Annotated in this window: 20 protein-coding genes; 14 read left to right on the top strand and 6 right to left on the bottom strand. The window is 43.2% G+C overall.

Annotated features, from left to right (window positions below; genetic code table 11):
- Positions 1–32: 32 nt before the first annotated feature.
- Positions 33–1,838, bottom strand: coding sequence for a PDZ domain-containing protein (locus Q0R52_RS29045; RefSeq protein WP_295802037.1), 1,806 nt, complete (start codon positions 1,836–1,838; stop codon positions 33–35).
- 184 nt (positions 1,839–2,022) lie between these two features.
- Between Q0R52_RS29045 and Q0R52_RS29040 the strand changes: the two genes are divergently transcribed.
- The 7 genes from Q0R52_RS29040 (at position 2,023) to Q0R52_RS29010 (ending at position 11,507) form a co-directional block, all read left to right on the top strand.
- The gene (locus Q0R52_RS29040) at positions 2,023–2,475 is read left to right on the top strand and encodes a MarR family transcriptional regulator (RefSeq protein ID WP_295802035.1); all 453 of its coding nucleotides are present in this window, start codon (positions 2,023–2,025) and stop codon (positions 2,473–2,475) included.
- A gap of 14 nt (positions 2,476–2,489) precedes the next feature.
- A complete protein-coding gene (locus tag Q0R52_RS29035) occupies positions 2,490–3,566 on the top strand; it encodes an efflux RND transporter periplasmic adaptor subunit (protein WP_295802033.1) in 1,077 nt (358 codons plus the stop codon).
- A gap of 9 nt (positions 3,567–3,575) precedes the next feature.
- Entirely contained in the window at positions 3,576–6,707 is a 3,132-nt protein-coding gene (locus Q0R52_RS29030) for an efflux RND transporter permease subunit (RefSeq protein ID WP_295802031.1), read from the top strand.
- A gap of 5 nt (positions 6,708–6,712) precedes the next feature.
- Entirely contained in the window at positions 6,713–8,032 is a 1,320-nt protein-coding gene (locus Q0R52_RS29025; protein ID WP_295802029.1) for a TolC family protein, read from the top strand.
- A 443-nt stretch (positions 8,033–8,475) separates the two neighbouring features.
- On the top strand, positions 8,476–8,856 hold the full coding sequence (locus Q0R52_RS29020; RefSeq protein ID WP_252788839.1) for a response regulator: 381 nt from the start codon (positions 8,476–8,478) through the stop codon (positions 8,854–8,856).
- Positions 8,853–9,704, top strand: a complete 852-nt coding sequence (locus tag Q0R52_RS29015; protein ID WP_295802138.1) for an N-acetylglucosamine kinase — start codon at positions 8,853–8,855, stop codon at positions 9,702–9,704. The genes Q0R52_RS29020 and Q0R52_RS29015 overlap by 4 nt, the downstream gene beginning before the upstream one ends.
- A gap of 147 nt (positions 9,705–9,851) precedes the next feature.
- Entirely contained in the window at positions 9,852–11,507 is a 1,656-nt protein-coding gene (locus tag Q0R52_RS29010; protein WP_295802025.1) for an ABC transporter substrate-binding protein, read from the top strand.
- A gap of 145 nt (positions 11,508–11,652) precedes the next feature.
- On the opposite strand, the gene Q0R52_RS29005 is transcribed toward Q0R52_RS29010, so the two are convergent.
- From Q0R52_RS29005 to Q0R52_RS28995, 3 genes are all read right to left on the bottom strand, one after another.
- The gene (locus tag Q0R52_RS29005; RefSeq protein ID WP_295802024.1) at positions 11,653–13,920 is read right to left on the bottom strand and encodes an aconitate hydratase; all 2,268 of its coding nucleotides are present in this window, start codon (positions 13,918–13,920) and stop codon (positions 11,653–11,655) included.
- Between the two features lie 184 nt (positions 13,921–14,104).
- Entirely contained in the window at positions 14,105–14,782 is a 678-nt protein-coding gene (locus tag Q0R52_RS29000) for a hypothetical protein (RefSeq protein WP_295802022.1), read from the bottom strand.
- A 25-nt stretch (positions 14,783–14,807) separates the two neighbouring features.
- Positions 14,808–15,428 carry a polysaccharide deacetylase family protein gene (locus Q0R52_RS28995; protein WP_295802020.1) on the bottom strand — a complete coding sequence of 207 codons (621 nt, stop codon included), beginning with the start codon at positions 15,426–15,428 and terminating at the stop codon, positions 14,808–14,810.
- 142 nt (positions 15,429–15,570) lie between these two features.
- Here Q0R52_RS28995 and Q0R52_RS28990 point away from each other — a divergent pair, with 142 nt between their 5' ends.
- The 5 genes from Q0R52_RS28990 (at position 15,571) to Q0R52_RS28970 (ending at position 20,593) form a co-directional block, all read left to right on the top strand.
- Complete coding sequence (locus tag Q0R52_RS28990; RefSeq protein WP_295802018.1) at positions 15,571–17,028, top strand: TolC family protein; 1,458 nt, start codon at positions 15,571–15,573, stop codon at positions 17,026–17,028.
- Between the two features lie 92 nt (positions 17,029–17,120).
- Positions 17,121–18,452, top strand: coding sequence for an efflux RND transporter periplasmic adaptor subunit (locus Q0R52_RS28985; RefSeq protein WP_252788847.1), 1,332 nt, complete (start codon positions 17,121–17,123; stop codon positions 18,450–18,452).
- A 425-nt stretch (positions 18,453–18,877) separates the two neighbouring features.
- Positions 18,878–19,882, top strand: a complete 1,005-nt coding sequence (locus tag Q0R52_RS28980; RefSeq protein ID WP_295802016.1) for an NAD(P)H-dependent glycerol-3-phosphate dehydrogenase — start codon at positions 18,878–18,880, stop codon at positions 19,880–19,882.
- A gap of 26 nt (positions 19,883–19,908) precedes the next feature.
- The gene (locus tag Q0R52_RS28975) at positions 19,909–20,220 is read left to right on the top strand and encodes a hypothetical protein (RefSeq protein WP_295802014.1); all 312 of its coding nucleotides are present in this window, start codon (positions 19,909–19,911) and stop codon (positions 20,218–20,220) included.
- A 49-nt stretch (positions 20,221–20,269) separates the two neighbouring features.
- A complete protein-coding gene (locus Q0R52_RS28970) occupies positions 20,270–20,593 on the top strand; it encodes a hypothetical protein (protein ID WP_295802013.1) in 324 nt (107 codons plus the stop codon).
- Positions 20,594–20,935: 342 nt separating this feature from the next.
- Here the strand turns inward: Q0R52_RS28970 and Q0R52_RS28965 are convergent, their stop codons facing one another.
- Positions 20,936–22,762, bottom strand: a complete 1,827-nt coding sequence (locus Q0R52_RS28965; RefSeq protein WP_295802011.1) for a DEAD/DEAH box helicase — start codon at positions 22,760–22,762, stop codon at positions 20,936–20,938.
- Between the two features lie 244 nt (positions 22,763–23,006).
- Between Q0R52_RS28965 and Q0R52_RS28960 the strand changes: the two genes are divergently transcribed.
- Positions 23,007–23,867: a GH25 family lysozyme gene (locus Q0R52_RS28960; RefSeq protein ID WP_295802010.1), complete on the top strand. Its 861-nt coding sequence runs from the start codon at positions 23,007–23,009 to the stop codon at positions 23,865–23,867.
- Positions 23,868–23,977: 110 nt separating this feature from the next.
- Here Q0R52_RS28960 and Q0R52_RS28955 read toward each other — a convergent pair whose 3' ends face one another.
- Positions 23,978–25,021: an SMI1/KNR4 family protein gene (locus tag Q0R52_RS28955; protein WP_295802008.1), complete on the bottom strand. Its 1,044-nt coding sequence runs from the start codon at positions 25,019–25,021 to the stop codon at positions 23,978–23,980.
- A gap of 237 nt (positions 25,022–25,258) precedes the next feature.
- Between Q0R52_RS28955 and Q0R52_RS28950 the strand changes: the two genes are divergently transcribed.
- The gene (locus Q0R52_RS28950; RefSeq protein WP_295802006.1) at positions 25,259–26,131 is read left to right on the top strand and encodes an alpha/beta hydrolase; all 873 of its coding nucleotides are present in this window, start codon (positions 25,259–25,261) and stop codon (positions 26,129–26,131) included.
- Positions 26,132–26,213: the final 82 nt, after the last annotated feature.

Here is a 26,213-nt window from a genome sequence, read left to right as displayed (position 1 = left end):
TCAACTTTATCTAACTTACTCGACCTCTACCCTCAGTCAACCAAACCCATCCACTTTTTCCTAACCACCATTTGGAGCGGGGTAACTTCAGGCAGCGAATCAATTCTGTATTTCAAGCGGTTGTTCCTCAACAATGTAACCGGCAGGGTTAGCGGGAGGCCATCGCGGATAACAGTTATCGATACCTTATCTCCTACTTTTTTACCGATTAATATACTGGCCATATCGGTTATCGGGGTTCCGTCAATTGCAGTAAGTTCGTCATTTACATTTATCCCGTCAACCCAGCCGGCACCACCACGTTGTACACCGATGACATATTTTTTGCCGTTATTTTCGACGGTCATTATACCCAGGCTGGGGTCGTTTGTGCCTGCAGCTTCGTCTGTAGCCTTGTAACCCGCGTATGCAAGATATTTGTTATAGTCAAGCTGCGTTAAGCCATAAACATAGTTTTTGTAGAATTCATCCAGGTTTTTCCCGGCAAATTTTTCGAAAGCCTGTTTAAATTCCTCATCAGTGTAGCCACGTTTTTTTTGCTTGTAATAAGTATCGTACATGTACTTCATCACGTCATCAAGCGCATATTTGCCCTTGCTGTCATTAATGATCTCCAGGTCGAGTAACATACCCACCATAGCGCCCTTATCATAATAGGATATACCGGTATTTGCCGAATTCTCGTTTGGCCGGTACGATTTTATCCAGGCATCGAAGCTGGCCTCGGCCAAAGGCTGCACTTTAGCACCGGGTTGATTTTCGATGGTATTTATTTCCCCGGTTATAGCGCTTAAATAGGTTTCGGGGTTGGTAATTTGGGCGTGGCGCAAAATAAGGTTTTGATAATACGCCGTAAAGCCTTCAGCAATCCAAAGGTCGGTGGTATAGTTTTCGTTATCGTAATCAAAAGGGCCTAAAACTATTGGGCGCAGGCGTTTTACGTTCCACAGGTGAAAATGCTCATGTGCTACCAGGCCTAAAAAGTTACGATATCCGGTGGGGTTTGTATAGTTATCGCGTGATGCGCCCAACGTGGTTGAACTCAAATGCTCCAGACCGCCACCACCGCGCTGGTAATTGTGCACTATAAATACATAACGCTTATTGGGGTTTTCGCCAAAAACTTTGGTTTCCTGCACCACAATTTTGGCCATATCAATCTTAAGCATCTCTTTATCATAGTTGCCGCCGCCCACCATGCACACCTCATATTTAACACCGGAGACGTCAAAACCAAATACATCCTGGGTACCTACTTCTATAGGCGAATCGAACAAAATATCAAAATTGGGTGAATAACGGGTGAAGGTATCGCCATTAACCGAATCCAAACTGGTTGACACGGTTGTCCATCCTTTATAAGGGACAATTTTTATAGTAGATGGTGCATTCAGCATTTTATCAGGGTAGATAAATATACCCGTGGTTGATAAGAAGCCATGCGATGCATCAACAAAGCTGGTCCGAACCGATACTTCGAAGCAATAAACGCGGTATTTAACAGTCACCGCCGATATACCGGCTGTATTGATCTGCCAGGTGTTTTTATTGATCTTGGGCGATTTAATTTCCTTGCCATTGGCCGATGCACTAAACGATTCCACATTTTTTGCAAACTCGCGCACCAGGTACGAGCCGGGTGTCCATACTGGCATTTTAAGATCTAAAGTATTTTGAGCGATGCCTGAAATATTCATTTCCACATCCGCATAATGCGCCTGGGCTTCGGGGAAAGTTACGGTATAAGCTATTTTAACGGCGCTTGCTGCCTGGGTAATTGTAGCATTCATAAAAAACAATAATATAAAAAATAGGGCAGTTAGCTTAACAGTTTTCATTACCTGGAAATTTTTTCAAGCGATAATTTATCAGCTCGGGGTTTATTGGGGAATTTCTAATTTTAATTTGGCGCGCAAGTTATAATTTTTTTCAATGCACGCATAGCTTATACAGTTGTAAAATGGTTGATACATACAACTATTATGTGTTTTAACCAATACTTTTGGCGTTCGATTTATGGATGTGAAATTGATAGAACCGATATCCCGCAAATTAAACAATTTGGGGCGGGCATACCTAAGTCAGCTTGCCAAACAAGTTGAGCCATTGGGTATTAGCAGGTATTATTATGCATTAACTTATATATGCTACAACGATGGGCGCTTAACGCAAAAGGCGCTGGCTAGCGAGTTAGGGAAGGACAAAAGTTTAATAGTAAATGTAATTGACACGTTAACCGAGCAGGGTTTTGTGTACCGCGAAGTTAACCCGGCCGACCGCAGGGAACACTTGTTAAAAGTTACCGCGAAAGGAAAAAAAACCGTGCCGAAACTGGTTGAAGCATTTGAAACGCTTAACAAAGAGATAACCGAAGATATAAGCGATGAAGAACTGAGAATATTTAACAGCGTGCTAAAAAAAATGGAAAACAACATAAAGCCATCAACCGAATTTAATAACAAAATAAAACCTTAACAGTACCCCATAACATGAGAACAAGGTATATTATATACATCGCCCTGGCACTGCTTGTAGGCTTTTTGATTTACAATAAGTTTTTTAGCGAGAAAGGCAAAGAAGCCATTGCCCAAAACGCGAGCAAAGGGGCAAAACGGAAAAATGGCCCTGTTGCTGTTAATCTAATGATTGTAAAGGACACAGCGGTTGATAATACAATTGACGTTACTGGGACTATTGACGCCAATGAAAAGGTTAACCTGGTAAGCGAGACTGCGGGTAACATAACCGGGATATATTTTAGCGAAGGCAGCTACGTAAAAAAAGGCCAGTTGTTGGTTAAGGTTTACAACCAGGATTTGATAGCGGCTTTAAAACAAAACGACTACCAGGTAGCCCTTGCCAAACAAAACGAGTACCGCAACAGTATTTTGCTGCAAAAAGAGGCAATCAGCCAGCAGGAATACGACACTTCGTTAACCTCGTTAAATACATTAAAAGCACAAAGTGACGTTTTGAAGGCTCAGATAGCCAAAACCGAAATAAGGGCTCCATTTTCCGGCACTATTGGTTTACGAAACATAAGCCCCGGCGGGTACCTTTCACCTTCCACCTCAATCGCATCATTGGTTAATATCGACCCGGCAAAGGTTACTTTCTCAGTACCGGAGCGTTACCTTGCGATGATTAAGACCGGAACAAAAATAAGCTTCAACATTGAAAGCTCGCGAAATAATTTTTTGGCAACCGTTTATGCAATTGAACCTGCAATTGATTTAAACTCACGTACCATAACCGTGCGTGCAAAGGCGCCAAACGCCGAAAACTTATTAAAAGCCGGTGCATTCGCCAAAATTAATTTAAAGCTTGACCAGATAGCCAAAACAATTATGGTGCCTACACAGTGCGTTATCCCCGACCTGAAGGATAACAAAGTATTTATTTATCATAACGGCATTGCTGAAGCAAAGATTGTAAAAACCGATTTACGCACCGACACCCGGATTGAAATAACAAGTGGGTTAAAAGCAGGTGATAGCCTTGTTGTTTCTGGTCTGATACAAATACGTAACAAGATTCCTTTAAAAGTTTTAAAAGTTATTAAGTAACACCTATTTATGAGTTTAGCGTCGGTAAGTATAAAAAGGCCCGTGTTGGCAACGGTAATGTCCATCGTTATCGTGGTGTTCGGTATCATGGGCTATAAGTTCCTCGGCATTCGGGATTTCCCGTCAGTCGATCCGCCTATTATTACAGTTTCCACCAGTTATTCAGGCGCTAATGCCGAAGTAATTGAATCGCAGATAACAGAGCCGCTTGAGAAGAGCATTAACGGCGTGCCCGGGATCCGCAATATATCATCAACCAGTTCAGTAGGTTCAAGCCGCATAACTGTTGAGTTTAATCTTGACGCTGATCTTGAAACTGCTGCAAATGACGTCCGCGATAAAGTTGGCCAGGCGCAGCGGCAATTACCACAGGATATTGACGCTCCCCCGGTGGTAACCAAAGCTGACGCCAACGCCGATAATATACTTACTGTTACCTGTAGCAGCAACACCCGTAACATTAACCAGGTTGACGATTACGCCGAAAACGTGCTGCAGGAGGGGTTGCAAACCATTCCCGGTGTTAGCCAGATAAATATTTTTGGACAAAGGCAGTATGCTATGCGCTTATGGATTGATCCTAATAAGCTATCGGCATTAGGATTAACCGCAACCGACATCAAGAGTGCGCTTGATGCGGAAAATGTTGAGTTACCTGCCGGAAAAATTGAAGGTAACAATACCGAAGTAGTTGTGCGGGCAATAGGCAAGCTGTCGACTGAAAAAGAGTTTAACGATTTGATTATACGCGCCGACAGCAACCGGGTTGTCCACTTAAGCGATGTTGGTTATGCTGTATTAGGTTCGGCAAACGAGGAGACCGCTTTAAAGGAGTCGGGAATACCGATGGTAGGCTTGGCCATTATACCCCAGCCGGGTGCAAACTATGTGCAAATTGCAGAAGATTTTTATAAACGCCTTGAACAGATAAAGAAAGACCTGCCGCCGGATATACAAGTAAAAGTTATAACGGACAATACCAAGTTTATCAAGCAATCGATAAGTGAAGTTGAGGAAACATTACTGGTATCGTTTATATTGGTGGTTATTATTATCTATTTATTCTTTAGGGATTGGCTTATAGCTTTCCGCCCCTTGATTGACATACCGGTATCATTGATCGGTGCATTTTTCATAATGTACGTTTTCGGATTTTCCATCAACATATTAACCCTGCTGGGCATTGTACTGGCAACGGGCCTTGTTGTTGATGACGGAATTGTAGTCACGGAAAACATCTATAAGAAAGTTGAAGGCGGCATGCCGGTACGAAAGGCGGCATTTGCAGGTTCCGCCGAAATATTATTCGCTGTAGTCTCTACTTCGATAACCTTAGCTGCAGTATTTTTACCTATCGTATTTATGCAAGGATTTACCGGGCGGCTATTCCGTGAGTTTGCGGTAGTAGTTGCCGGTTCTGTATTGATATCGGCTTTCGTTTCGCTTTCGTTAACCCCGATGCTTAATGTTAAACTGATCCGCAAAAATTCAAAAAAATCAAAATTCTACGAAAAAACAGAGCCGTTCTTCGAGAACATGACCAATTCCTATAAGGAAACCCTGGTTAAGTTTATGAAGGTGAAATGGGTGTCTTTTATCATCCTGGCTATCTCGCTTGTAATAACAGGAGTATTGTATTTTGCCACACCCTATGAACTTGCACCATTGGATGACCGCAGTATGCTTCGGTATCAGGTGACTGGTTCCGAAGGCGCCAGCTACGAGTTTATGGCGAAATACATGGACAAGGTTTCTGACCTCGTTGCTGATTCTATCCCCGAGGCAAACGTAAATCTCGAGGTAATTTCACCCGGAAGCGGTGGTGGGTCCTCAAACAGCGGATTTGGCCGTGTGGGCTTAGTAGAACCCGATAAACGAACGCGAACTCAACAGCAATTAGCCGATTATTTGAGTAAAAAGCTAGGCCGTTTTCCTGATGCGCGCGCGCTGGTGGTGCAGGAGCAAACTATTAGCGGCGGCGGTAGTGGTTCAAAAACTTCATTGCCTGTGCAGTTTGTTATCCAGAACCAGGATTTTGAAAAAATAAGAAAGGTTTTGCCGGAGTTTTTTGCCGAAGTTTCCAAAAGCCCTGTTTTCCAGGGGACAGACGTAGACTTAAAATTTACAAAACCTGAACTTCGAGTTACCACCGACCGTGACCGGGCTAAGGACCTCGGGGTATCCGTGGCAGATATTGCGACGGCGTTGCAGTTTTATTATAGTAACGGGCGTTTGGCTTATTTTCTGATCAACGGTAAGCAATACCAGGTAATTGCCCAGGTTAACCGGGCCAACCGCGACCAGCCGCTCGATTTAAAATCGGTGTATGTACGCAATGCAAAAGGCACGCTAATACAGCTTGATAACGTTGTAAAAGTTACCGAAGACGCTACACCGCCCGCTATTTATCATTTTAACAGGTATAAATCGGCAACGATATCGTGCGGGTTGGCGCCGGGCCGCACCGTTGGCGACGGCATTGTTGAAATGAACCGGATTGCAAAAAGCTTGCTCGATGACACGTTCAGCACGACACTAAGCGGCACTTCCCGAGATGCTGCCGAAAGTGGCTCGAGCCTTATTTTTGCGTTTGCATTTGCGATGCTGCTTATATACCTGGTACTTGCGGCACAGTTTGAAAGCTTTATGGACCCTTTTATAGTGATGCTTACTGTGCCATTGGCTATTGCAGGCGCCTTCCTTTCCTTATGGCTGTTTAACCAAACACTGAATATTTTCAGCGAGATTGGTATGATAACACTTGTAGGGCTGGTAACCAAAAATGGTATTTTGATTGTGGAGTTTGCCAACCAGCAAATGGAGCATGGCCTTGCCAAGTACGAAGCAGTTGTCGAGGCGGCAACATCGCGTTTGCGGCCAATATTAATGACCAGCTTAGCCGTTGTGTTGGGTTCGGTGCCCATTGCTTTTGCCTTAGGTGCGGGCGCTAAAAGCCGTGTTTCGCTGGGGATAGTTATTATGGGGGGCGTATTGTTTTCGCTTGTATTAACGCTTTATATAATTCCAATGATGTACCTCATATTCGCCCCAAAAACCCGCCACGACCCGGATGCTGAAGACGAAGATGAAGTTAAGAAAGTAAGAAAGCCGAGAACTCCAAAATTGATAGAAAACGTATAAGCGATATGATTATTAAGAAATTAGGTTGCCTTGTTTTTTGCTTAATAGCATTTACGGCTTGTGCACAGGCCCAAACCGATACTGTACTTAGCTTGAAAGATGCAGTTGGGATTGCTTTGAAAAACAACTATCATATACAGCTGTCGAAAAACAATACAACCGTTGCGCAAAACAATGTTACGCTTGGTAACGCCGGCTTTTTACCACAGGTGAACGGAACGTTTACTACCACGCACAGCATACAGAACACTACGCAAACCCGTAGCGACGGTACTACAAACGTTATCCACGGGGCTAATAACGCCTCAACCTCATACGGCCCAAGCCTTAACTGGACTATATTTAACGGCTTCGGCATGTTTGCCAATTATGATGCTTTAAAGCAATACAACCAGCTAAGCCAGGTGCAAAGCCGCGACACCATACAGAGTACCGTTGCCAGCGTTATAGAAACGTATTATAACCTGATTAACTTAAATGAGGGGTTAAAAGCACTACAGGGAGCTATAGTTATATCGCGTACGCAACTCCGGTATGCCAATGATAAGTTCCAGGTGGGCCGGGCATCCAAGCTTGAAGTTTTGAATGCGCAGGTAAGCTATAACACCGATACCGCCAATTACCTTAACCAGGTGCAGCAATTTAAAGCGGCCAAAATACAAATGAACCAATTGCTGGTGCGCAACCTGCAAACCAATTTTGCAGTGGGCGACACCATTATAGTTGATGATAAGCTTGTTTTGGGTGATGTACTTTCCAAAGCCGAAAATCAAAACCCGGCAATCCTGTCGGCGCAGATAAATAAAAGGATATCAGAAATCAATTTGAAGCAGGTGCAGGCCGGGCGGTATCCGCAGGTATCGGTAAACTCCGGCTATGCCATAAGCAATAGCCAAACGCCGGCGGGCTTTACGCTGGCACAAAACACCAAAGGCTTTAGTTACGGGTTAACCGCTTCTATCAACATCTTCAACGGCTTTAACCAAAACCGGTTGGAACGTAACGCAAGGATAGGTATAGATAATGCTAATATTAACTATAAGCAGATTACGCTTAATGTGCAGGCGGAGATTTGTAACTTATATGTGAGTTACCTATCCGGACTCGATTTAATGAAGCTGGGGCAATCAAACGTTGATGTTGCCAAACGCAACCTGGAAATATCGTTGGATAAATATAAGTTAGGTAACATCACCCCGCTGGAAATCCGCGAAGCACAAAGGAATTACCTGGATGCACAATCGAAGTTTTTTGCGGCGCAGTACCAATCAAAAAGCGCCGAGATTATGCTGAAGGAAATTACGGGGAGTATAAATATTGAGTAAGAGAAAACTGAATATCGAACACCGAATATTGAATTTCTAATGACGAAGTGAGGTATTGGGGGTTTAGCGTAGCGTTAGTGAAAGAAGCGGACACAGGCCTTCGTGTAAGGTCTGTGCAGTATGAGCGGATAGCACGACCGCTTCTATCAGCGGGAACGCCCTAATATTATATATAGGGTACTTATTAACAGATAGCCATCACCTTCATCATGTAGACGCAGGCCAAGGGTAGCCTATACGAGGCAAAATCACTATTTTATTTTTTCTACAAAGCGGTAGGCGCGATTGGCCATACTTGCAAACTCAATAAAAAAAAATTTCTTATTCGATTCTTTTTTCGAAGACCTCAAAAAAACACCAACAAAAAACTTCATCAAAATTTAATATCACTTTTAAAAAACTAATATTTTTTAAATTGGTTTAAAAAGCTATTTTTGAAGTTAATGGCTATTTGCTTTAAAACCTGTTTGCTGATTGATGACAATTACATTGATAATTTTGTCACACGTAAAATTTTAGAAGGCAGCAACTTTGCTGAATCTATTGTTGTGGTGCGATCGGCTACAGAAGCCATTGCTTCGCTAAGCGCGGGAACCATTAAACCTGATGTTATTTTTTTAGATGTGCGGATGCCGTTAATGAGCGGTTTTGAGTTTTTGGACGAGTATGACAAAATAAATATGGATAAAAGCAATATCAAAATATTTATGTTGTCATCGTCGTTAGACCCGATGGATATGCGCAAATCGACAGATAATAAATACATCACGCAGTTTATTCATAAACCACTCACCCAAAAAGCACTCGAAGAACTTTGTCCATGATTTTGGTGGCTGATAGCGGGTCGAGCAAGACCGACTGGTTGCTTCAGCTAAACGATGGTGAAGTAAAACAATTCAGAACGGCCGGACTTAACCCATATTTTTTAACAGAAAAAGAGATTGCCAAAATAATACATGAGCAGGCTGTGGACATGATAGCTTATGCCGCTGATATTACTGAAATATATTTCTTCGGTGCAGGCTGTTCAAGCCCCGACAGGCACGAGATCGTCAGCAACGCCATCAGCCAGTTTTTTCCAAAATCGTACATAAGTGTCGACAGTGATTTGCTGGGTTGCGCGTATGCCACCTGTGGGCACGAGAAAGGGCTTTGCTGCGTGCTGGGCACAGGCTCCAATATTTCGTTTTTTGATGGCGAAGATATTCATGCAGGCAAGCATGGCCTGGGTTTTGTGTTAGGCGATGAAGGCGCGGGCACCTGGTTTGGCAAAGCCTTGATAACCGATTTCTTGTATGGCAACATGCCGCATGATATCAGCCTGAAATTTGAAAACGAATATCATTTGGATAAGGAAACAGTAATCAAACGCGTTTACCAAACTCCCAATGCAAACTCATATCTGGCGACTTTTGCCCGCTTCATCAGCGAAGTACGACAAACCGACTACGCGCAGAAATTACTACAAAAAGGCCTGCTTGAATTTATTGATACCAACATAAAATCGTATCCCCAATACCACCGTTACAAATGCCACTTTGTTGGCTCGATAGCTTATGTTTTTACCGATGAGCTTACCCGGGTTTGCAAGGAAAACGGCGTGCACATCGGCAAAATAATTAAACAACCGATACATGATTTGCTGGCGTTTATTCTAAGTCGCGAGAACTGATTTTTAATTTGACGATTTGAAAATGAGATGATTTGAAAATGAGTAGCTTTATTCATATGGCCAGGCAGCACATCTTCAAATTATAACTGATTTTTAATTTGACGATTTGACAATCAGATGATTTGAAAATGGGTAGCTTTATAATAAATGACAAGGCAGTTAATTTTCAAATTTTCAAATCAGCACATCTTTAAAATACTACTGGTTTGTACATTATTCGCTGCCTGCACTCCCAACCCTTCAGCCACAAAAAAGACAGTTTTTAACATTAACCTTGACGAGGGCCTAAGCTCATTTGATCCGGCGTTTGCGCGTAACCAAAATACCATATGGATGGTAAACCAGGTTTATAACGGCCTGGTGCAGATTGACGACAGCCTTAAAACCCGCCCTTGCATTGCCAAAAACTGGGAGATTTCGCCGGATGAATTGCTATATACCTTTCATTTACGCAGTGACGTGTATTTTCACGACGACCCGCAGTTTAAAAACGGAAAAGGCCGGAAAGTTACAGCTGCGGATTTTGTGTATAGTTTTCACAGGCTGCTCGACCCAAAGGTAGCTTCGTCGGGTTCATGGATATTCAGTGACAAAGTTTGTGATAACCCGTTTAAAGCGGTAAACGACAGCACCTTCCAGATACGCCTCAGGCAGCCCTTCCCCCCCCTGCCAAGCCTGCTTACAGCGCAATATTGCTCAGTAGTGCCGCACGAGGTGGTGGACCATTACGGCAAGGATTTTCGCCAGCACCCTGTCGGCACCGGCCCGTTCCGCTTTAAATATTGGAAAGAGGGAGAAGTAATGGTGTTGTTGAAAAACGAAAATTATTGGGAAAAGGATAAAGACGGCTCTCCCCTGCCCCATCTGGATGCTATACGGGCAACTTTTATTGGTGATAAGCAAACCGCTTTTATGGAGTTCATCAGCAAAAAGCTCGATTTTTTAAATGATATAGATGGCAGCTACCGCGATGATATTTTAACCAAAGCCGGGCAGATAACCACAAAATATAAAGGCAAATTCACACTTAGCACCGGCCCTTTTACCAATACCATTTATCTTGGGATGCTGGTCGACAGCAGTTTGGCGATTGTGAAATCGTCGCCGTTAAAAAAGTTAAAAATAAGGCAGGCCATCAATTATGCTATCGACAAGCAAAAAATGATAAAATACCTGCGCAACAGCATGGGTACGGCCGGCAAAGCAGGATTTATACCCGTGGGGATGCCGGGTTACGATGATAAACTGGTTAAAGGTTATGATTACAATCCCGAAAAATCGCGCCAATTGTTGAAAGAAGCAGGATACCCCAACTGCAAAGGACTTCCTGAAATAGTGCTGCACACTACGGTAGGCTACCGTGGACTGATTGAGTATGTACAGGGCCAGTTAGAACGTGTTGGCATTAAAACCAGTGTAGAGATTACCCAGGGAGCAAGCCTGCGCGAGCTGGTATCAAAAAACGGCGTCAACTTTTTTTATGGCTCGTGGCTGGCCGACTATCCCGACGGCGAGAATTACATGTCGGTTTTCTATTCGAAAAATAAAATTCCGTTTGGCCCCAATTATACCGGCTTCAACAACAAACAATTCGACAAACTTTTTGAGCAGGCCTACCACGAAGTAAATGACGAAAAACGCTATGCCCTTTATCGCGAAATGGATAACCTGGTAATGGCGCAATCACCTGTGGTGGTACTGTATTACGATAAGCGGGTAAATTTATACCAGAATAATATTTCAGGGTACAGCGTTAACGGGCAAAATCTGCTGACGCTGAAAAGGGTGGTGAAGGCACCTTAACCATATTGGATCGTCCAAAATCCCGCAATCAGCAGCGGATTTGAAGACTTCAAAAATGGACTGCCCTGCAAAATAAAAAAGCCCTCCCAAAAATGAGAAGGCTTGTAAGCAGTAACCTTTCAGCTTTCGCCTTTTAGCTTTTACCTCAAGACGCCATCTGCCTCCTGATGATATTCAGCGCGCCGCCGGCTTTAAACCACTCTATCTGCTGTGCATTATAGGTATGATTTACTGCGAACGATTCTGTTGTACCATCTTTATGGTGCAGCACCACGGTTAACTGTTTGCCCGGGGCAAAGGTTGTTAAGCCGGTGATGTCAATGGTGTCGTCTTCCTGTATTTTTTCGTAGTCATTGCTGTCGGCAAAAGTGATGCCCAGCATGCCTTGTTTTTTAAGATTGGTTTCGTGTATACGGGCAAATGACTTCACCAGTATGGCACGCACGCCCAGGTGGCGCGGTTCCATGGCAGCGTGCTCGCGCGATGAGCCCTCGCCATAGTTTTCATCACCAACTACTATCGAGCCGATGCCATGTGCTTTATAGTCGCGCTGTGTGGCAGGTACAGGACCATATTCGCCGGTCAGTTCGTTTTTAACACTGTCGGCTGTCAGGTTGAAATAGTTGATGGCTCCGATCAGCATATTGTTAGATATGTTATCCAAATGCCCGCGGAACTTTAACCACGGACCAGCCATAGAGATGTGGTCGGTAGTACATTTGCCTTTTGCTTTGATCAGCAGTTTTAAGCCGGTAATATCAGTGCCTTCCCATGCGGCAAACGGATCAAGCAATTGCAGGCGCGATGATTTCGGATCTACAATTACATTAATCTGGGTGCCATCTTCGGCCGGGGCTTGGTAGCCTGCATCTTTAACTGCATAACCTGCTATTGGCATTTCAATACCTACTGGTTCATCAAACTTAACTTGCTCGCCATTTTCGTTGGTAAGCGTGTCAGTTAATGGGTTAAAGGTTAAATCACCTGCAATTGCAAATGCCGTCACGATTTCGGGCGATGCCACAAATGCGTGGGTGTTAGGGTTACCATCCTGGCGTTTCGCAAAGTTGCGGTTAAACGAGGTGATGATAGAGTTTTTGCGTGTCGGGTCGTCGGTATGACGTGCCCATTGGCCAATACATGGGCCGCAGGCATTAGCCAAAACCACACCGCCCATTTGCTCAAACGTGTCAAGGTAGCCATCACGGTCTACAGTATAACGCACCAGTTCCGAACCAGGGGTAATGGTAAATTCGGCCCTGGTTTTTAAATGTTTATCAATAGCCTGTTTTGCAATAGATGCCGAACGGGTAATATCTTCGTACGATGAGTTGGTGCATGACCCTATCAGGCCCACTTCCAGTTTTACAGGCCAGCCGTTTTCTTTAACTGCCGTTGCAAATTTCGATATCGGCCAGGCCAAATCAGGTGTAAACGGACCGTTCACATGGGGCTCCAGCTCGTTAAGGTTTATTTCAATCACCTGGTCGAAATAATCGGCTGGGTTGGCATAAACTTCAGGGTCGCCGGTTAAGTGTTCCTTTATCGCGTTAGCAAGTTCTGCAATTTCAGCACGTTTGGTGCCGCTAAGGTAAGTTGCTGCTTTTTCGTCGTATCCAAAAATTGAAGTGGTTGCACCAATCTCAGCACCCATATTACAGATGGTGCCTTTACCGGTAGCCGAAAGCGACTCTGCGCCTTCTCCAAAATATTCAACTATAGCGCCGGTACCGCCCTTTACCGTAAGGATACCTGCCACTTTCAAGATAACGTCTTTTGCTGATGTCCAGCCCGATAATTTACCGGTCAATTTAACACCAATCAGTTTAGGGAATTTAAGCTCCCATGGAAGGCCGGCCATTACATCGCATGCATCGGCACCACCAACACCAATGGCAACCATACCCAAACCACCTGCGTTAGGTGTGTGCGAATCGGTACCAATCATCATACCGCCCGGGAAAGCATAGTTCTCCAAAACCACCTGGTGGATAATACCGGCACCCGGTTTCCAGAAACCTAGCCCGTATTTATCAGATACCGAGGCTAAAAAGTCATAAACTTCGCGGTTAACATCTTTGGCTGTGCTCAAGTCAGCATCAGCGCCGACTTTAGCTTGTATCAGGTGGTCGCAATGTACCGTTGAAGGAACAGCAACCTGCGGACGGCCTGCCTGCATAAACTGCAGCAAAGCCATTTGCGCGGTAGCGTCCTGCATAGCAACGCGATCGGGTGCAAAATCCACATAGTCAACGCCACGGCCAAAAGCGGTTTTGGCATCGCCTTCGCTCAGGTGGGCGTATAATATTTTTTCGGTTAAAGTAAGGTGTTTACCTGTAGCTTTACGGGCGGCAGCAACACGGGTGCTGTAGCGGTCATAAACCTTTTTGATCATATCTAAATCAAAAGCCATTTGTATTTGATTTTTAGGTGAGTAAAAGAAAAAACTGGCATGAACAGCCAATGCGGCGAATTTACAAAAAATAGGGCTAAAAGGAAGTCGGGGGATTGTACAAATGTTATTTGGATAGGTTCTAAATAGGGATTGGAGAATGGTGAAGGGGTGATTACGTTTGATTAACTTTAATTAAATAACATCAAGGTGCGTCTGCCCCTATTATATTAATCTCCTCGTTTATTGATTGTATTGTTGCGAATCTTAAGTTTCCGAAGTATTCAATAAACTGCACCTTTTGAAAAGAGACATATTTGTTGATATTACCATCGCGCCTGGATAGTTGCAATTCTATTGAAATAGAATCTGTTTCGTTGAAATTTGTTACGATAGGCTTAAACCTGCTTTGAAATATAAATGTTTTAGGGGCGTTTTGCCCCAAAGTAAAGTTATTATAAGCCTTAGTATCAAAATATCTGTTTCCATATGGCGGAGCATAATGTTCAGGCACTTTTTCGAATAACACAGTTACATTGCAATCGATAATATGCTCGTTAATGGATACTGAGGCACCTTTAAACCAAAAGGTAATGTCTTCCGGACTTCGGTTTTCTATAAAATATTCAATCCAATATTCATTTTCATCAAAATAACGATATATTCTTCTTAAATCTTTTAAAATGATGTGTTCGTTTATAGTTTGCGATGGGTGTTGACGATTTGGTTCCGAGCGTTGAATCTCCCCTACATTTGTGATTCCATCAACATTTTCCTCAATTGTTAACAGTCTTTCTCTAACGCCGTCAACATTATTCTTAGGCTTAAAAATAACGAACAGCATTATTGCTGACAAAGCTATTCCAGTGACTAAGAAAAACATACTGATAAAATAGGCGCCATCACCATTAATCTAAACTTTTAAACTCGTACCCCTCCTTACTCCACACCTCCATCGCCCTCGGCAAAGCATATTCCATCCTTTCCTTTGCTTTCAAACTATCATGAAACAAAACGATATCTCCGCCCCTGGTGTTTTTCAGAATATTATTTAAACACTTTTCCGGCGTTATGTTCACATCAAAATCGGCAGACAGTATGTTCCACATTATAGCCTTTACACCTGGTTTTGCTTCCTGCAATAATTTTAATTGCGATTTTTTCATGCGGCCATACGGGGGGCGAAACAGTTTTGTATCAAGCAATTCATCGGCCTGTAAAAAATTATCGAAATAAACTTTATCGTCTGTATCCCAGCCTTTAAGATGGTTAAATGTGTGGTTTCCTATCGCGTGCCCGTCATTTTTTACCTGTTCAAATATGTCGGGGTGCTTGCGCACATTATCGCCGATACAAAAAAAAGTAGCTTTGGCATTGTACCGTTTTAAAATATTTAAAACAAACGGTGTAACAATTGGTATAGGGCCATCGTCAAAAGTCAAATAAATGCACCGGGGGTTATTCGGGCCATCCCATACAAAATTGGGATACAGCTTTTTAAGCAGCCACGGTGTTTTTATAAGATACATTTTAAATAGTTAATGGTTGTTGGTTCATTGTTCATGGTAACATCAGCAACGGTTAGCTTCAAAGTCCAAAACAGGCCTAAATGTATTAATTATTAACTAAAAGGTAGTGGTTGTAGCTACTATGAACTATTAACTATAACCCATGAACAAAGATAACCTTATGACTCAAAGTATATTAAAATTAAAAAGGGTGGCAGTGCTAAGTATTGTATGCCTCGGCATGGCAAGCTTAACAGCAAGTGCCCAGGAGGTGATAAGCCTCCAGGAGGCGGTTAACCGCACCTTAGCCAATAATCTTACTATTAAACAAGCACTGATAACCGAAAAACTGGGTACAGAGGATTATAACGCAACAAAATACAACCAGTTGCCAACCTTAAATGCAAACGGCCAGGGAGGTTATTATTTTGGTAAAACACAGGTGCTCGGGGCGTTTGCTTACGCATCATCAACGTTAAACATTAACGGCAACGCACAGGCGCAATTCACCCTTTTCCAGGGCGGGCAGTTACGCAACCAGATTTTGCAAAACAAACTGACACTTGACGCCGATAAAACCAGCACCGCAAAAATCAAAAATGACCTATTGCTAAATGTGGTTACCGACTACCTGGTAATACTTACTGACCAGGATTTAGCTATTGCCGCAAAACAGCAAATTGACCTGGCGAAAATAACTCTAGACCGCGCACAAAAGAACTTCGACCAGGGCAATGCCACGTTGGCGGATTTGGCCCAGGCAAAATCGCAGGTTTCAACCGCCGAACTGAATTCTACAAATGCACAAAACCAGGTTGACCTTGCTATATTGATTTTAAAGCAATATATGGAGATGGACCCGGCAACAAACATAGCTGTTGAGAAACCCGACATTAGCAAACTAACCGATGTAAAAACAGTTTACGATGCTACCGAGGTTATTAAAACCGCTTTTACTACCAATCCGGATATTAAGTTAGCCGAATTGCAGCAGCAGGTTTATGCGCAGGCTATTAAAGTAGCACAGGGGGCATACTATCCTACCCTTGTAATGTTTGGCGGGTTAGGCACAAGTTACTCAAACCAGGCGCGGACTGTTACGGGCGAAACTGTAAGCGGCACAACCACCATTGGTACGGTTGAGGGCACCGGTCAAAATGTTGTTACCCCTAATATAATATCCACAGTGTCGCCGGTTTCTTTCGGCAGCCAGTTAAACAACAACTTTAACAAGTCGATAGGGTTAAGTTTACAGATACCCATTTTCAACCATTTTGCTACACGCACAGCAGTAACGAAAGCTAAACTGGCTTATCAGAATGCAGATTTAAATACCCGGATCGCAAAAAATAATTTAAGCAAAACCATTATACAGGCCACGCTGGATTTATCGGCCGCCGAAAAAAGCTATCAATCGGCGTTGCAAACATTCAATTCGAATAAAGAGGCTTTAAATGTCACCAAGCAACGTTACGACGCTGGCTTTGTAAATACACTGGACTATAACACGGCGCTTACCAACTTCAACAAATCGCAAAACGATATGATTGCTGCACAATACCAGGTAATCTTCCGCAGTAAAGTAATCGATTATTATTTGGGTAACCCGATAACGTTATAGAAGTCCGAAAGACGAAAAATAAAATATTAGAAAATTAGAAAATTAAAATAAATCCGAAATCGAAATTCCGACATCCGAAATAAAAGAGAATCATGGGAAAAACTACAAAATATATTCTGATAGCATTAGGCGCGGTGATTGTGCTGCTGGTGGTGTTAAACGCAACCGGTATTATCGGCAAGCCTAAAAAAACGCAGGTGGCTACCGAAAAAGCTACCAGCCGCAATATCAATGAATCGGTATCGGCAAGCGGCAAAATTAAGCCGCATATTGAAGTAAAGATCAGCCCGGAGGTTTCGGGTGAGGTTGTCGAACTCCCGGTAAAGGAAGGCGATGTGGTTAAAAAAGGCCAGTTGCTTTGCAAAATCAGGCCTGACATTTTGAAATCAGGCTATGACCGTACCGTTGCAGCGTATAATACACAAAAGGCTAGTGTTGGTAACTCCAACCAAATGCTTAAACAAGCCGAGGCAACCTTCCAGAACCAGGCCGCAATTTATAAACGTGACCAGGCTTTATATAATAATAAGGTATTAACTGCGGCTGAATTTGATGCAGCAAAAGCGAGCTACGAAGGCGCAAAGGCCGGTCTTGAAGCTGCCAGGGAAAACGTTATAGGCTCAACCTATGGGTTGGCGCAATCACAAGCCTCGGTGAAAGAGGCCCAGGACAACCTGGCTAAAACAACTATTTATGCACCTGTCGACGGTGTGATATCAAAACTATCCATCCAGCTGGGCGAGCGCGTATTGGGTACTCAGCAATTTGCAGGTACCGAGATAATGACCATATCAGACCTTAGCCAGCTTGACGTAAACGTGGATGTTAACGAAAATGACATCAACCGCATCAAACTTGGTGATTCATCAAAAATTGAAGTTGATGCCTTTTATGGTAAAACATTTGGCGGCAAAGTAATTGAAATAGGAAGCGCAGCCAACGTGGTAGGTACCAATGCCGACCAGGTTACCAATTTTACCGTTAAAGTTAGGATTAGCCCCGAGTCGTTTAAGGACTTGTTGCTAAAAACTGCCGCTAACCCAATCCCTTTTCGCCCGGGATTGACCGCCACTGTTGATATCAACACCAATCATACTTATGCGTTATCGGTGCCTATTCAGTCGGTAACCACACGCCAGGTTAAAAAAGACAGCACGGGTGTTAAAAAAGATGAAGACAAATCAAAACCAGCCATAGTTGAGCCCGCAAAAGAGTATGTGTTTGTTTACGGTGCCGGAAAAGTAAAACAGGTGCAGGTAACAACCGGCATACAGGACGATACTTATATCCAGATATTATCAGGTTTAAAAGCCGGCGATGAGGTGGTATCCGCACCATTTGCCACCATATCAAAAGATTTGAAAGACAAAATGGACGTTGAAAAGGTTGACAAGAGCAAGTTGTTTGTACCGACGTCAAATTAGTAAACCTATACCAGCATTGTAGTATAGTTTTGCGTTCCTGTTCACAGTGAAACACAAGGAACAGGAACAGGTTATGTCTTGGGGCGAAAAAGCTTGTTTCTGCGTCAATAACGCACTTTTCAACTCATCTTCTACCTAAAAAATGCAAAAAGTACTGACAAATTGATGTCAGTACTTTTCGTAAAAAATGCTTTCTCCCTGGTGCGATTATACTCGTTCCGAACAACGCCACAATTAATACACTTCCCGAAACTACCTCATCCCAGGCAAAAAATCCAAACTATTATATAGCTTTGTTCCTTTCTATAAAACCTGGCGTTTTAGTTGACCGTTTCCAGTTGGCCCTGATCAGTTAAATACTGCAAGTCGTCGGCCACTGCATACTGCCAACTGCAAATCGAAAACTGCCAACAGGAAACAGACCTATGGATAAAACAAAAAAAATTGCGGTTATAGGCGGTGGCAGCTGGGCTACAGCCAACGTTAAGATACTTTCGGATAACGATACCCCAAAAGAGATTTTTTGGTGGATGCGAAATGAGAATGCGGTCGAGCATATCCAGAAGTTTAAACATAATCCCAACTATATCAGTTCCGTCGAGATAAGTGTTCCTGCCCAAAACATCTCAACCGATTTAAAAGCCACCATTAGCCAGGCCGAATTTGTTTTGCTTAACGTGCCTGCTGCTTTCCTTAAAGAGGCGCTTGCAAGCATTACCCCTGCCGACCTCGCCGGAAAAAAAATAATATCGGCCATAAAAGGCATCGTGCCCGACGAAAACCAGATTATAGGCGAATTTTTAAACCAGCATTATGATATTCCATTCAGCCACTTCATAGTAATAAGCGGCCCATGTCATGCCGAAGAAGTTGCATTGGAGAAGCTATCGTACCTCACAATAGCATCGCGCGACAATGAGCTTGCTGCCGAGTTCGCCGGCATGTTCAGCACCCGGTATATTAAAACAATTGTTTCTGATGATATCTATGGTACCGAGTATGGCGCCGTGTTAAAAAACATATTCGCTATTGCCAGCGGCATTTGTCACGGAGTTGGTTATGGCGATAATTTCCAGGCAGTTCTGATTGCAAATGCCATCCGCGAGCTGAAACGTTTTGTTGATGCCGTGCACCCCATTAGCCGCGACATAATGGAATCGGCCTACCTTGGTGACTTGTTAGTTACAGCATACTCGCAATTCAGCCGTAACCGCACCTTTGGCAACATGATAGGCAAAGGCTACACAGTAAAGTCGGCACAGCTGGAAATGAATATGATTGCCGAGGGCTATTATGCAGTAAATTGCCTACACCAGGTAAATAAACAGTACAAAGTGAGCATGCCCATTTGTAACGCAGTTTATGCTATTTTATACGAGAAACGGCCGCCCGCGCTGGAAATGAAACATTTGGCAGAACATTTGAGTTAGGTATTTGAATTAACTCAAATACTACCATGAAACATTTATTTAAAGTAGCTTTAGTAGCTGCCGGAATTTTTTCGTTTGGAGCCGCCAGTGCGCAAACTCACGAGGACTCGACCGTCGGTCAAAAAATAGACAAGACAGCGACAAAAGTTGGCCATAAAACTTCACAAATAGCTGCGACAGGCGCCGCAGCTATTGTTGATAAAAAATACGAAGGTAAATGCGGCCCTAACGGACAAACTGTTTACATCAATAAACATTCGCATTACTATTACATCAGCAAAAAAGGACACAGGATTTATCTGAAAAAATCACAATTGATGGATAAACCAAAAGATTAATTTTGTATATTTAAACAGCATCCCTTAAACGGGGTGCTGCTTTACTGCCATGAAAAAGTTCGCGCTAATATTTATTCACCTGGCTTTTGCCGTAGTGTTATTTGGGGTAGCCTGTACGTCAAATACACCAAATGCCAAACTCAAAGGCAGCTGGAAATCAAAAGACGGCGCCACCAAACTTAAAATAACCGACAAAGGTTTTACAATGGATGATGGCGAAGCCATAGCAGAAGACTATTTTGTAAAAGGTGATACCATTTTTACCTCGTTTGAGGGCAACAAGCCTTACACTGCTTTCTTAATTCAAAAACTCGACGAGCATAACCTTAAGCTGATGGGCCCGGACTCTGTGGCGGTGGAGTATAGCCGTTAGTTCGTAGTTGATGGTTCATAGTTCATAGCCGAAATTGCCTTCTCCACGCGTCATTGCGGAACGAAGCAACCTAACCACGCCGTCATTGCGAGGAACGAAGCAACCTCTACATAGGACATTCATGAACCTTACAGTATAAAGGAACCTTAAAGCGGCGGATAGGTTACCACAAGCATTTTGCTCCTTGATTTACGCGCGTAGAGTTTGCTTCGTTCCTCGCAATGACGCGATGGTGAACCCCCAAAATGAAGAAACCCCCATGCCTTGCGGATGAGGGTTTGCAAACAAACTAACTAAACTAAACCAGTGCCCGAACCACCAGGCACCTTATGAAAAACTAAACTAAAATCTTCTGCGGCGTTCAGGACGGTCTTCCTTGCGTTTTCCTGAGAAGTCACGGAAGCCGCCACCTGCCGAGCCATTTTTGTCTCCGCCTTTGTAGCCACCTTCACGGCGTTCGCCACCACCGCTGCGTTCGCGATTGTAGCCGCCTTCACGGCGCGGGTAACCGCCACCGCCGCCTTCGCGACGTTCGCTGCTGCCTTCGCCGGATATTTCTATCCGTACAGGGCGGCCTTTAAACTCGGCGCCGTTAAAGCCCGCTGTTACCTTCTCAACGTCGGCATTCGGTACTTCAAAAAACGAGTAAACACCTTTAACATCTATTTTGCCAACAGTACGTCCGCTTATTTTGCTTTGGTTGCAGATGTAACCCAGCAAATCGCCGCGGTTAAATTCGTCAACCGAACCTAAGTTGATAAACAAACGTGTATATTCTGATTTGCCGGCTTCGCCGCGTGGTGCGCGTTCGCCGTCCCTTTCAAAACGACGGCCTTCTTCAAGCGGTGCATTAAGATCAGGTGCATTTTTGTAATAATCAAGGAAACGGTTGAATTCAATTGACGCAAAGCGTTTAATGAAATCCTCTTTGGTTAAGTCTTTAAACTCTTCCATTATGCGCGGCAGGTATTGCTCAATTTGCTGCTCGTTAACCTGCACGTCATGTATTTTGTGTACAATGCTGAACAATTGTTTTTCGCAAACATCAAATCCTGTTGGGATTTCAGCTTTAACAAATTTCTTACCTAACCCACGCTCAATCTGGCGAATTTTACCCAATTCTTTTGCGTTGATGATAGAGATAGATACACCTGTTTTACCGGCACGGGCTGTACGGCCACTGCGGTGAGTGTAGTTTTCAACCTCATCAGGAAGTGAGTAGTTAATAACGTGTGTAACGTCGTTAACGTCGATACCACGGGCGGCAACGTCAGTAGCTATTAAAAGCTGCAGGCTGCGGTCGCGGTAGCGTTTCATCACCTTGTCGCGTTGTTGTTGAGAAAGGTCTCCGTGTAACGAGTCGGCATTGTAACCGTCTTTCAACAAAGCTTCTGCAATATCCTGTGTTTCAATTTTGGTACGGCAAAATACGATACCAAAAATATCAGGGTTAAAATCAACAATGCGTTTAAATGCGGCATACTTGTCACGGGCACGCACTATGTAGTACTCATGCTCAATGTTGGCATTACCGGTATTCTTTGTGCCCATGGTAAGCTCAAAAGGCTCGTTCATGTACTTTTTCGCTATGCGGCGAACTTCAGTAGGCATTGTGGCCGAAAACAACCACGTTTTTTTGGTATCCGGAGTAGTGGATAAAATACTGTCAATGTCTTCCTGGAAGCCCATGTTCAACATTTCATCAGCCTCGTCCAATACAACAAACTTAACCTGGCTAAAATCGATAGCTTTACGGTTAATAATATCAAGCATACGGCCAGGTGTGGCAACAACAATTTGCACACCGCGTTTTATCTGGCGTAGTTGATCAGAAATACTTGCTCCACCATAAACGGCAACAACATTAACGTTGCCCATTTTTTTGGAGTAATTTTTTATGTCATTCGTGATTTGTAAACAAAGTTCACGTGTAGGGCACAATATAAGTGCTTGCGGATGATTTTCTTCGAAGTCCAGCAGTTCCAATAGCGGTAGTCCGAAGGCAGCAGTTTTACCAGTGCCGGTTTGGGCTAATCCGACAAAATCGTTGCTGCCTGTTAACAATACCGGAATTGACTGTTCCTGGATTGGCGTAGGGTTTTCGAACCCTAACTCAGAGATGGCATTAACAATATCATGACGGATTCCCAGATTAATAAATGGGTTCATGAATTTAAATAACGGATTTAACTACATCGTCAAATCGGGCGCAAAGGTATGCTTTATTTTCTACAATTCAAATACCTATTTTAATAATTATGATATTGCTAATTTATCGGTAAGATAAAAGCCATCGATGTTTGACATTTACAGCTAATAGGGCGTTATTTTTCTGCCGCGCATACTGCGAAATATTTCATTTTTTTCTACATTTATATAATTAAAACCCTTAATACACTTAAACCTCTTTATCATGAATACACTAAAAAACGGATCAACCGGCGGCGAGGTAACCATGCTGCAACGCGCACTTTCCCTGTTAGGATACAATTGTACAGTAGACGGCGACTTCGGCCCGGGCACTCAGGCTGCGGTTGAGCAATTTCAAACCGCGCAGGGCCTTACCGCAGATGGCGTAGCCGGACCCGACACATGGGGCACTTTGGATAATCTTGCGCCACAGGGAATGGATATCTATCACGGCGACAGTATAACCTGGGGCAGCCTTTCGCCACACATACAATTTGTTTATTGCAAATGCAGCCAGGGTGCCACTTATAAAGACCCGATGTTTACCAGTAACGTTAATTCGGCTAAGGGCAAGGGGCTTATTGTAGGCGCTTACCATTTCCTTACGTTTGCTGATTCGGCACAAGTGCAGGCAAATAACTTTTTGGCCGGCGGCTTTGACTTTTCGGCGCCCGGTTCGTTGCCACCGGCCCTGGATGTGGAATGGCAGGTAGGCAGCGATGATGCAGAAACCAACGAACTTAACCAATTTATTACCGATAATAAAGACGCCTGTGTACAGATCATTGCCGACTGGCTTGATATTGTAGCGACACAAACCGGGCGAACCCCGGTAATTTATACAGCAAAAGGCTTTATGAATGAATATTTTAGCGGCGTTACCGAGTTTAGCAATAACCCGCTTTGGATACCGGCTTACCAACAGCAACAGCCGGGCTTGCCGGCAGGCTGGACCAGCTATGCCATTTGGCAGTATAGTGATAACGCAACCATCCCCGGCACCGATGGTGGGCTCGACCTTGATATTTTTAACGGCAGCGGAGCCGACCTTAAAAAGTTTGCGCTTATTGCGGTGCCGGCGTAAATATTGAGTAATTAACCACTATTTCTTCAAAGGGGCCATATAAAAGGGCTCCTTTGCTTTTGGTAAAGGGCGGATTTTGGACACTTTGAAATTTTTCATTCGAATTCATTTTAGAGGAATTTTCGCAATCGTTTTGAAATCTTGCCAAAAACCCCGAATCTTATTTGCTTCTTTGACAAAAAATCTTTAATTATTTTCGAATTTATTTCGTTCCAATCTTTGTAGTCGTACAGGTAGAGTCCACTATAATTATCGAAAAATACTTTAACACGCTCGTTGAACTTTTTCTGTGCCCTTTTATTATTAAAGCGTCCGTCCAGGTGTCTCCATTCCCCTATCAGATAGCTTATTTCATTTGTCTCATAAGGCGTTAACTCTGCTCTATGAGCGAATTTACTTAATATTGATAACGCCTTATCAGCCGTCATTTTATCAATAAGGAATTTAAAATGTATTACTCCAAAAATTACACGCACCTGTAAAATGTCGGCTGTTAAATTAATGGAATTTAAAACGGTAAGTAACTCATTCAAATCCCGGCTAAGAGATATATCGATAAAAAAACGATCAGGTCCCTCTTCGGTCGAAATGATCCTCTCTGCACGGTCGATAACTTCTTGTTTCGAAATCAGATCGAGTTCCAGGCATTCACTAAAAACTCTAAAAAGCAATTTCATCTCGTTGGGATCAGTGAGTCCATGGGTTCTTGTTTTTATTTCATCTTTCCAATGGTACAATCCGCCCTTCTCAAACACCCCGCCCTTTAGAATCCGCCTGATAAACTCTGCCAATGAATTGGTTAAAGTTATTTTTTCACTATCCGAATCAGCTATGGAAATTGAATACTGATTAGGAATTTCAGGATTTATTTCCAACCCCCACATTTCCGAATAGATCATGTATTCCGCTACCCATATTGGCTTATCAGCTTCTTTATTGCTTATCATTTCCCCAAGCGGTATCATATTAAAAATGTCTTCGTCAATTTCAAAGCCATCGGTAAAGCGAAATAGGGTTTTAAAATCATCGGGCAGCGTAACGCCATAAGTACACTCAACTTTGTTTATTAACGTTTCGTTGGCTCCCGGATGCAGCGTTAATTTAAAAGGTCCGCTGTAAGATTCAAGCAGTTCTAAAGCATTATTTATAGTCATGATAAAATTAACCAGGCTAAGCCTGAATTTAGAATGAAATAATAGCTAAAGGTCGGCTTAATTATAACTTTCAATACATCACCAATAGTGATTTGCAATTACTTGAAGTTATAGATCGGTTTACAAGATTTAGTTTGTGACCTTCCCCTATTCTTGTTTAAATCTGCAATGGTTCGAAAAATCCTTTACCGCTCAGTTACTATAAATTATCATAAATAAAATCGTTATCTTTCCCTTATGAAATCAAAAACCTTACTTTTTTTATCTTTCATCCTGTTCGCAAAATTTACATTTGCGCAGGAGGATGTCCAGAAGGCTATGGATACTACCACCTATGGCAAAAACGCAACAGTTGGTAAATATGCCGATATCCGCGGCTTTAAAATGTATTATGAAACATACGGTAAAGGCGAACCGCTGCTTATTATACATGGCAACGGCGGCTCTATCAATAATTTTTTATACCAGATACCCTACTTCGCTAAAAACTACCAGGTAATTATTGCGGACAGCCGCTCACAGGGGAAATCAATAGATCATACTGATTCATTATCGTACGAGATGATGACTGACGATTTGAATGCCTTGCTGGATAAATTGAACCTGAAACAATGCAATGTAATTGGTTGGAGTGATGGCGGTATTGAGGGACTGATGCTGGCCATGCGCCATCCTGAAAAAGTGAAGAAGCTGGCAGTAACCGGCGCAAACCTTTGGCCGGATACCAGTGCTGTAGACCCTTTTGTTTACGATTACGCACTAAAAATGAACCTTAAGGGCCAGGACACAATCAAAAAAATAAAGAATGTAACACCAGAAATGAAGGACCAGCTTAAGCTGCTGCATCTTTTAAGCTACGAGCCACATATAAAACTGGAGGATCTAAAGAAAATTGCCTGCCCTACCCTTGTCATCGGCGGCGACCATGATGTTATACGTACCAAACATACTATGCTGATAGCGGAAACTATCCCTAATTCTTATTTATGGATATTGCCAAACTCGGGACACTCCACGCCTATTTTTTATAAAGACATGTTTAACCAGGTGGTCGGCGACTTTTTCACAAAGCCATACAGAAAGATTGAGAAATACGGAAGATTTAACTGATGCGTCTTTCCCGCAGTTGATTAGGTGAGTGGTTGATTAGTTTGGAGTGATTTAGTCTTAAAATAATTGCCGGCGGCACTGA

It is taken from the genome of Mucilaginibacter sp. (genome assembly GCF_025359345.1).
Lineage (GTDB): Bacteria > Bacteroidota > Bacteroidia > Sphingobacteriales > Sphingobacteriaceae > Mucilaginibacter.
This window is presented reverse-complemented; position numbering and strand designations above follow the sequence as displayed.

Coding starts and splice junctions, on each gene's coding strand:
- Q0R52_RS29045 (WP_295802037.1), bottom strand. CDS start 1,838: ATGAAAACTGTTAAGCTAACTGCCCTATTTTTTATATTATTGTTTTTT.
- Q0R52_RS29035 (WP_295802033.1), top strand. CDS start 2,490: ATGAGAACAAGGTATATTATATACATCGCCCTGGCACTGCTTGTAGGC.
- Q0R52_RS29030 (WP_295802031.1), top strand. CDS start 3,576: ATGAGTTTAGCGTCGGTAAGTATAAAAAGGCCCGTGTTGGCAACGGTA.
- Q0R52_RS29025 (WP_295802029.1), top strand. CDS start 6,713: ATGATTATTAAGAAATTAGGTTGCCTTGTTTTTTGCTTAATAGCATTT.
- Q0R52_RS29020 (WP_252788839.1), top strand. CDS start 8,476: ATGGCTATTTGCTTTAAAACCTGTTTGCTGATTGATGACAATTACATT.
- Q0R52_RS29015 (WP_295802138.1), top strand. CDS start 8,853: ATGATTTTGGTGGCTGATAGCGGGTCGAGCAAGACCGACTGGTTGCTT.
- Q0R52_RS29010 (WP_295802025.1), top strand. CDS start 9,852: ATGACAAGGCAGTTAATTTTCAAATTTTCAAATCAGCACATCTTTAAA.
- Q0R52_RS29005 (WP_295802024.1), bottom strand. CDS start 13,920: ATGGCTTTTGATTTAGATATGATCAAAAAGGTTTATGACCGCTACAGC.
- Q0R52_RS29000 (WP_295802022.1), bottom strand. CDS start 14,782: ATGTTTTTCTTAGTCACTGGAATAGCTTTGTCAGCAATAATGCTGTTC.
- Q0R52_RS28995 (WP_295802020.1), bottom strand. CDS start 15,428: ATGTATCTTATAAAAACACCGTGGCTGCTTAAAAAGCTGTATCCCAAT.
- Q0R52_RS28990 (WP_295802018.1), top strand. CDS start 15,571: ATGAACAAAGATAACCTTATGACTCAAAGTATATTAAAATTAAAAAGG.
- Q0R52_RS28985 (WP_252788847.1), top strand. CDS start 17,121: ATGGGAAAAACTACAAAATATATTCTGATAGCATTAGGCGCGGTGATT.
- Q0R52_RS28980 (WP_295802016.1), top strand. CDS start 18,878: ATGGATAAAACAAAAAAAATTGCGGTTATAGGCGGTGGCAGCTGGGCT.
- Q0R52_RS28975 (WP_295802014.1), top strand. CDS start 19,909: ATGAAACATTTATTTAAAGTAGCTTTAGTAGCTGCCGGAATTTTTTCG.
- Q0R52_RS28970 (WP_295802013.1), top strand. CDS start 20,270: ATGAAAAAGTTCGCGCTAATATTTATTCACCTGGCTTTTGCCGTAGTG.
- Q0R52_RS28965 (WP_295802011.1), bottom strand. CDS start 22,762: ATGAACCCATTTATTAATCTGGGAATCCGTCATGATATTGTTAATGCC.
- Q0R52_RS28960 (WP_295802010.1), top strand. CDS start 23,007: ATGAATACACTAAAAAACGGATCAACCGGCGGCGAGGTAACCATGCTG.
- Q0R52_RS28955 (WP_295802008.1), bottom strand. CDS start 25,021: ATGACTATAAATAATGCTTTAGAACTGCTTGAATCTTACAGCGGACCT.
- Q0R52_RS28950 (WP_295802006.1), top strand. CDS start 25,259: ATGAAATCAAAAACCTTACTTTTTTTATCTTTCATCCTGTTCGCAAAA.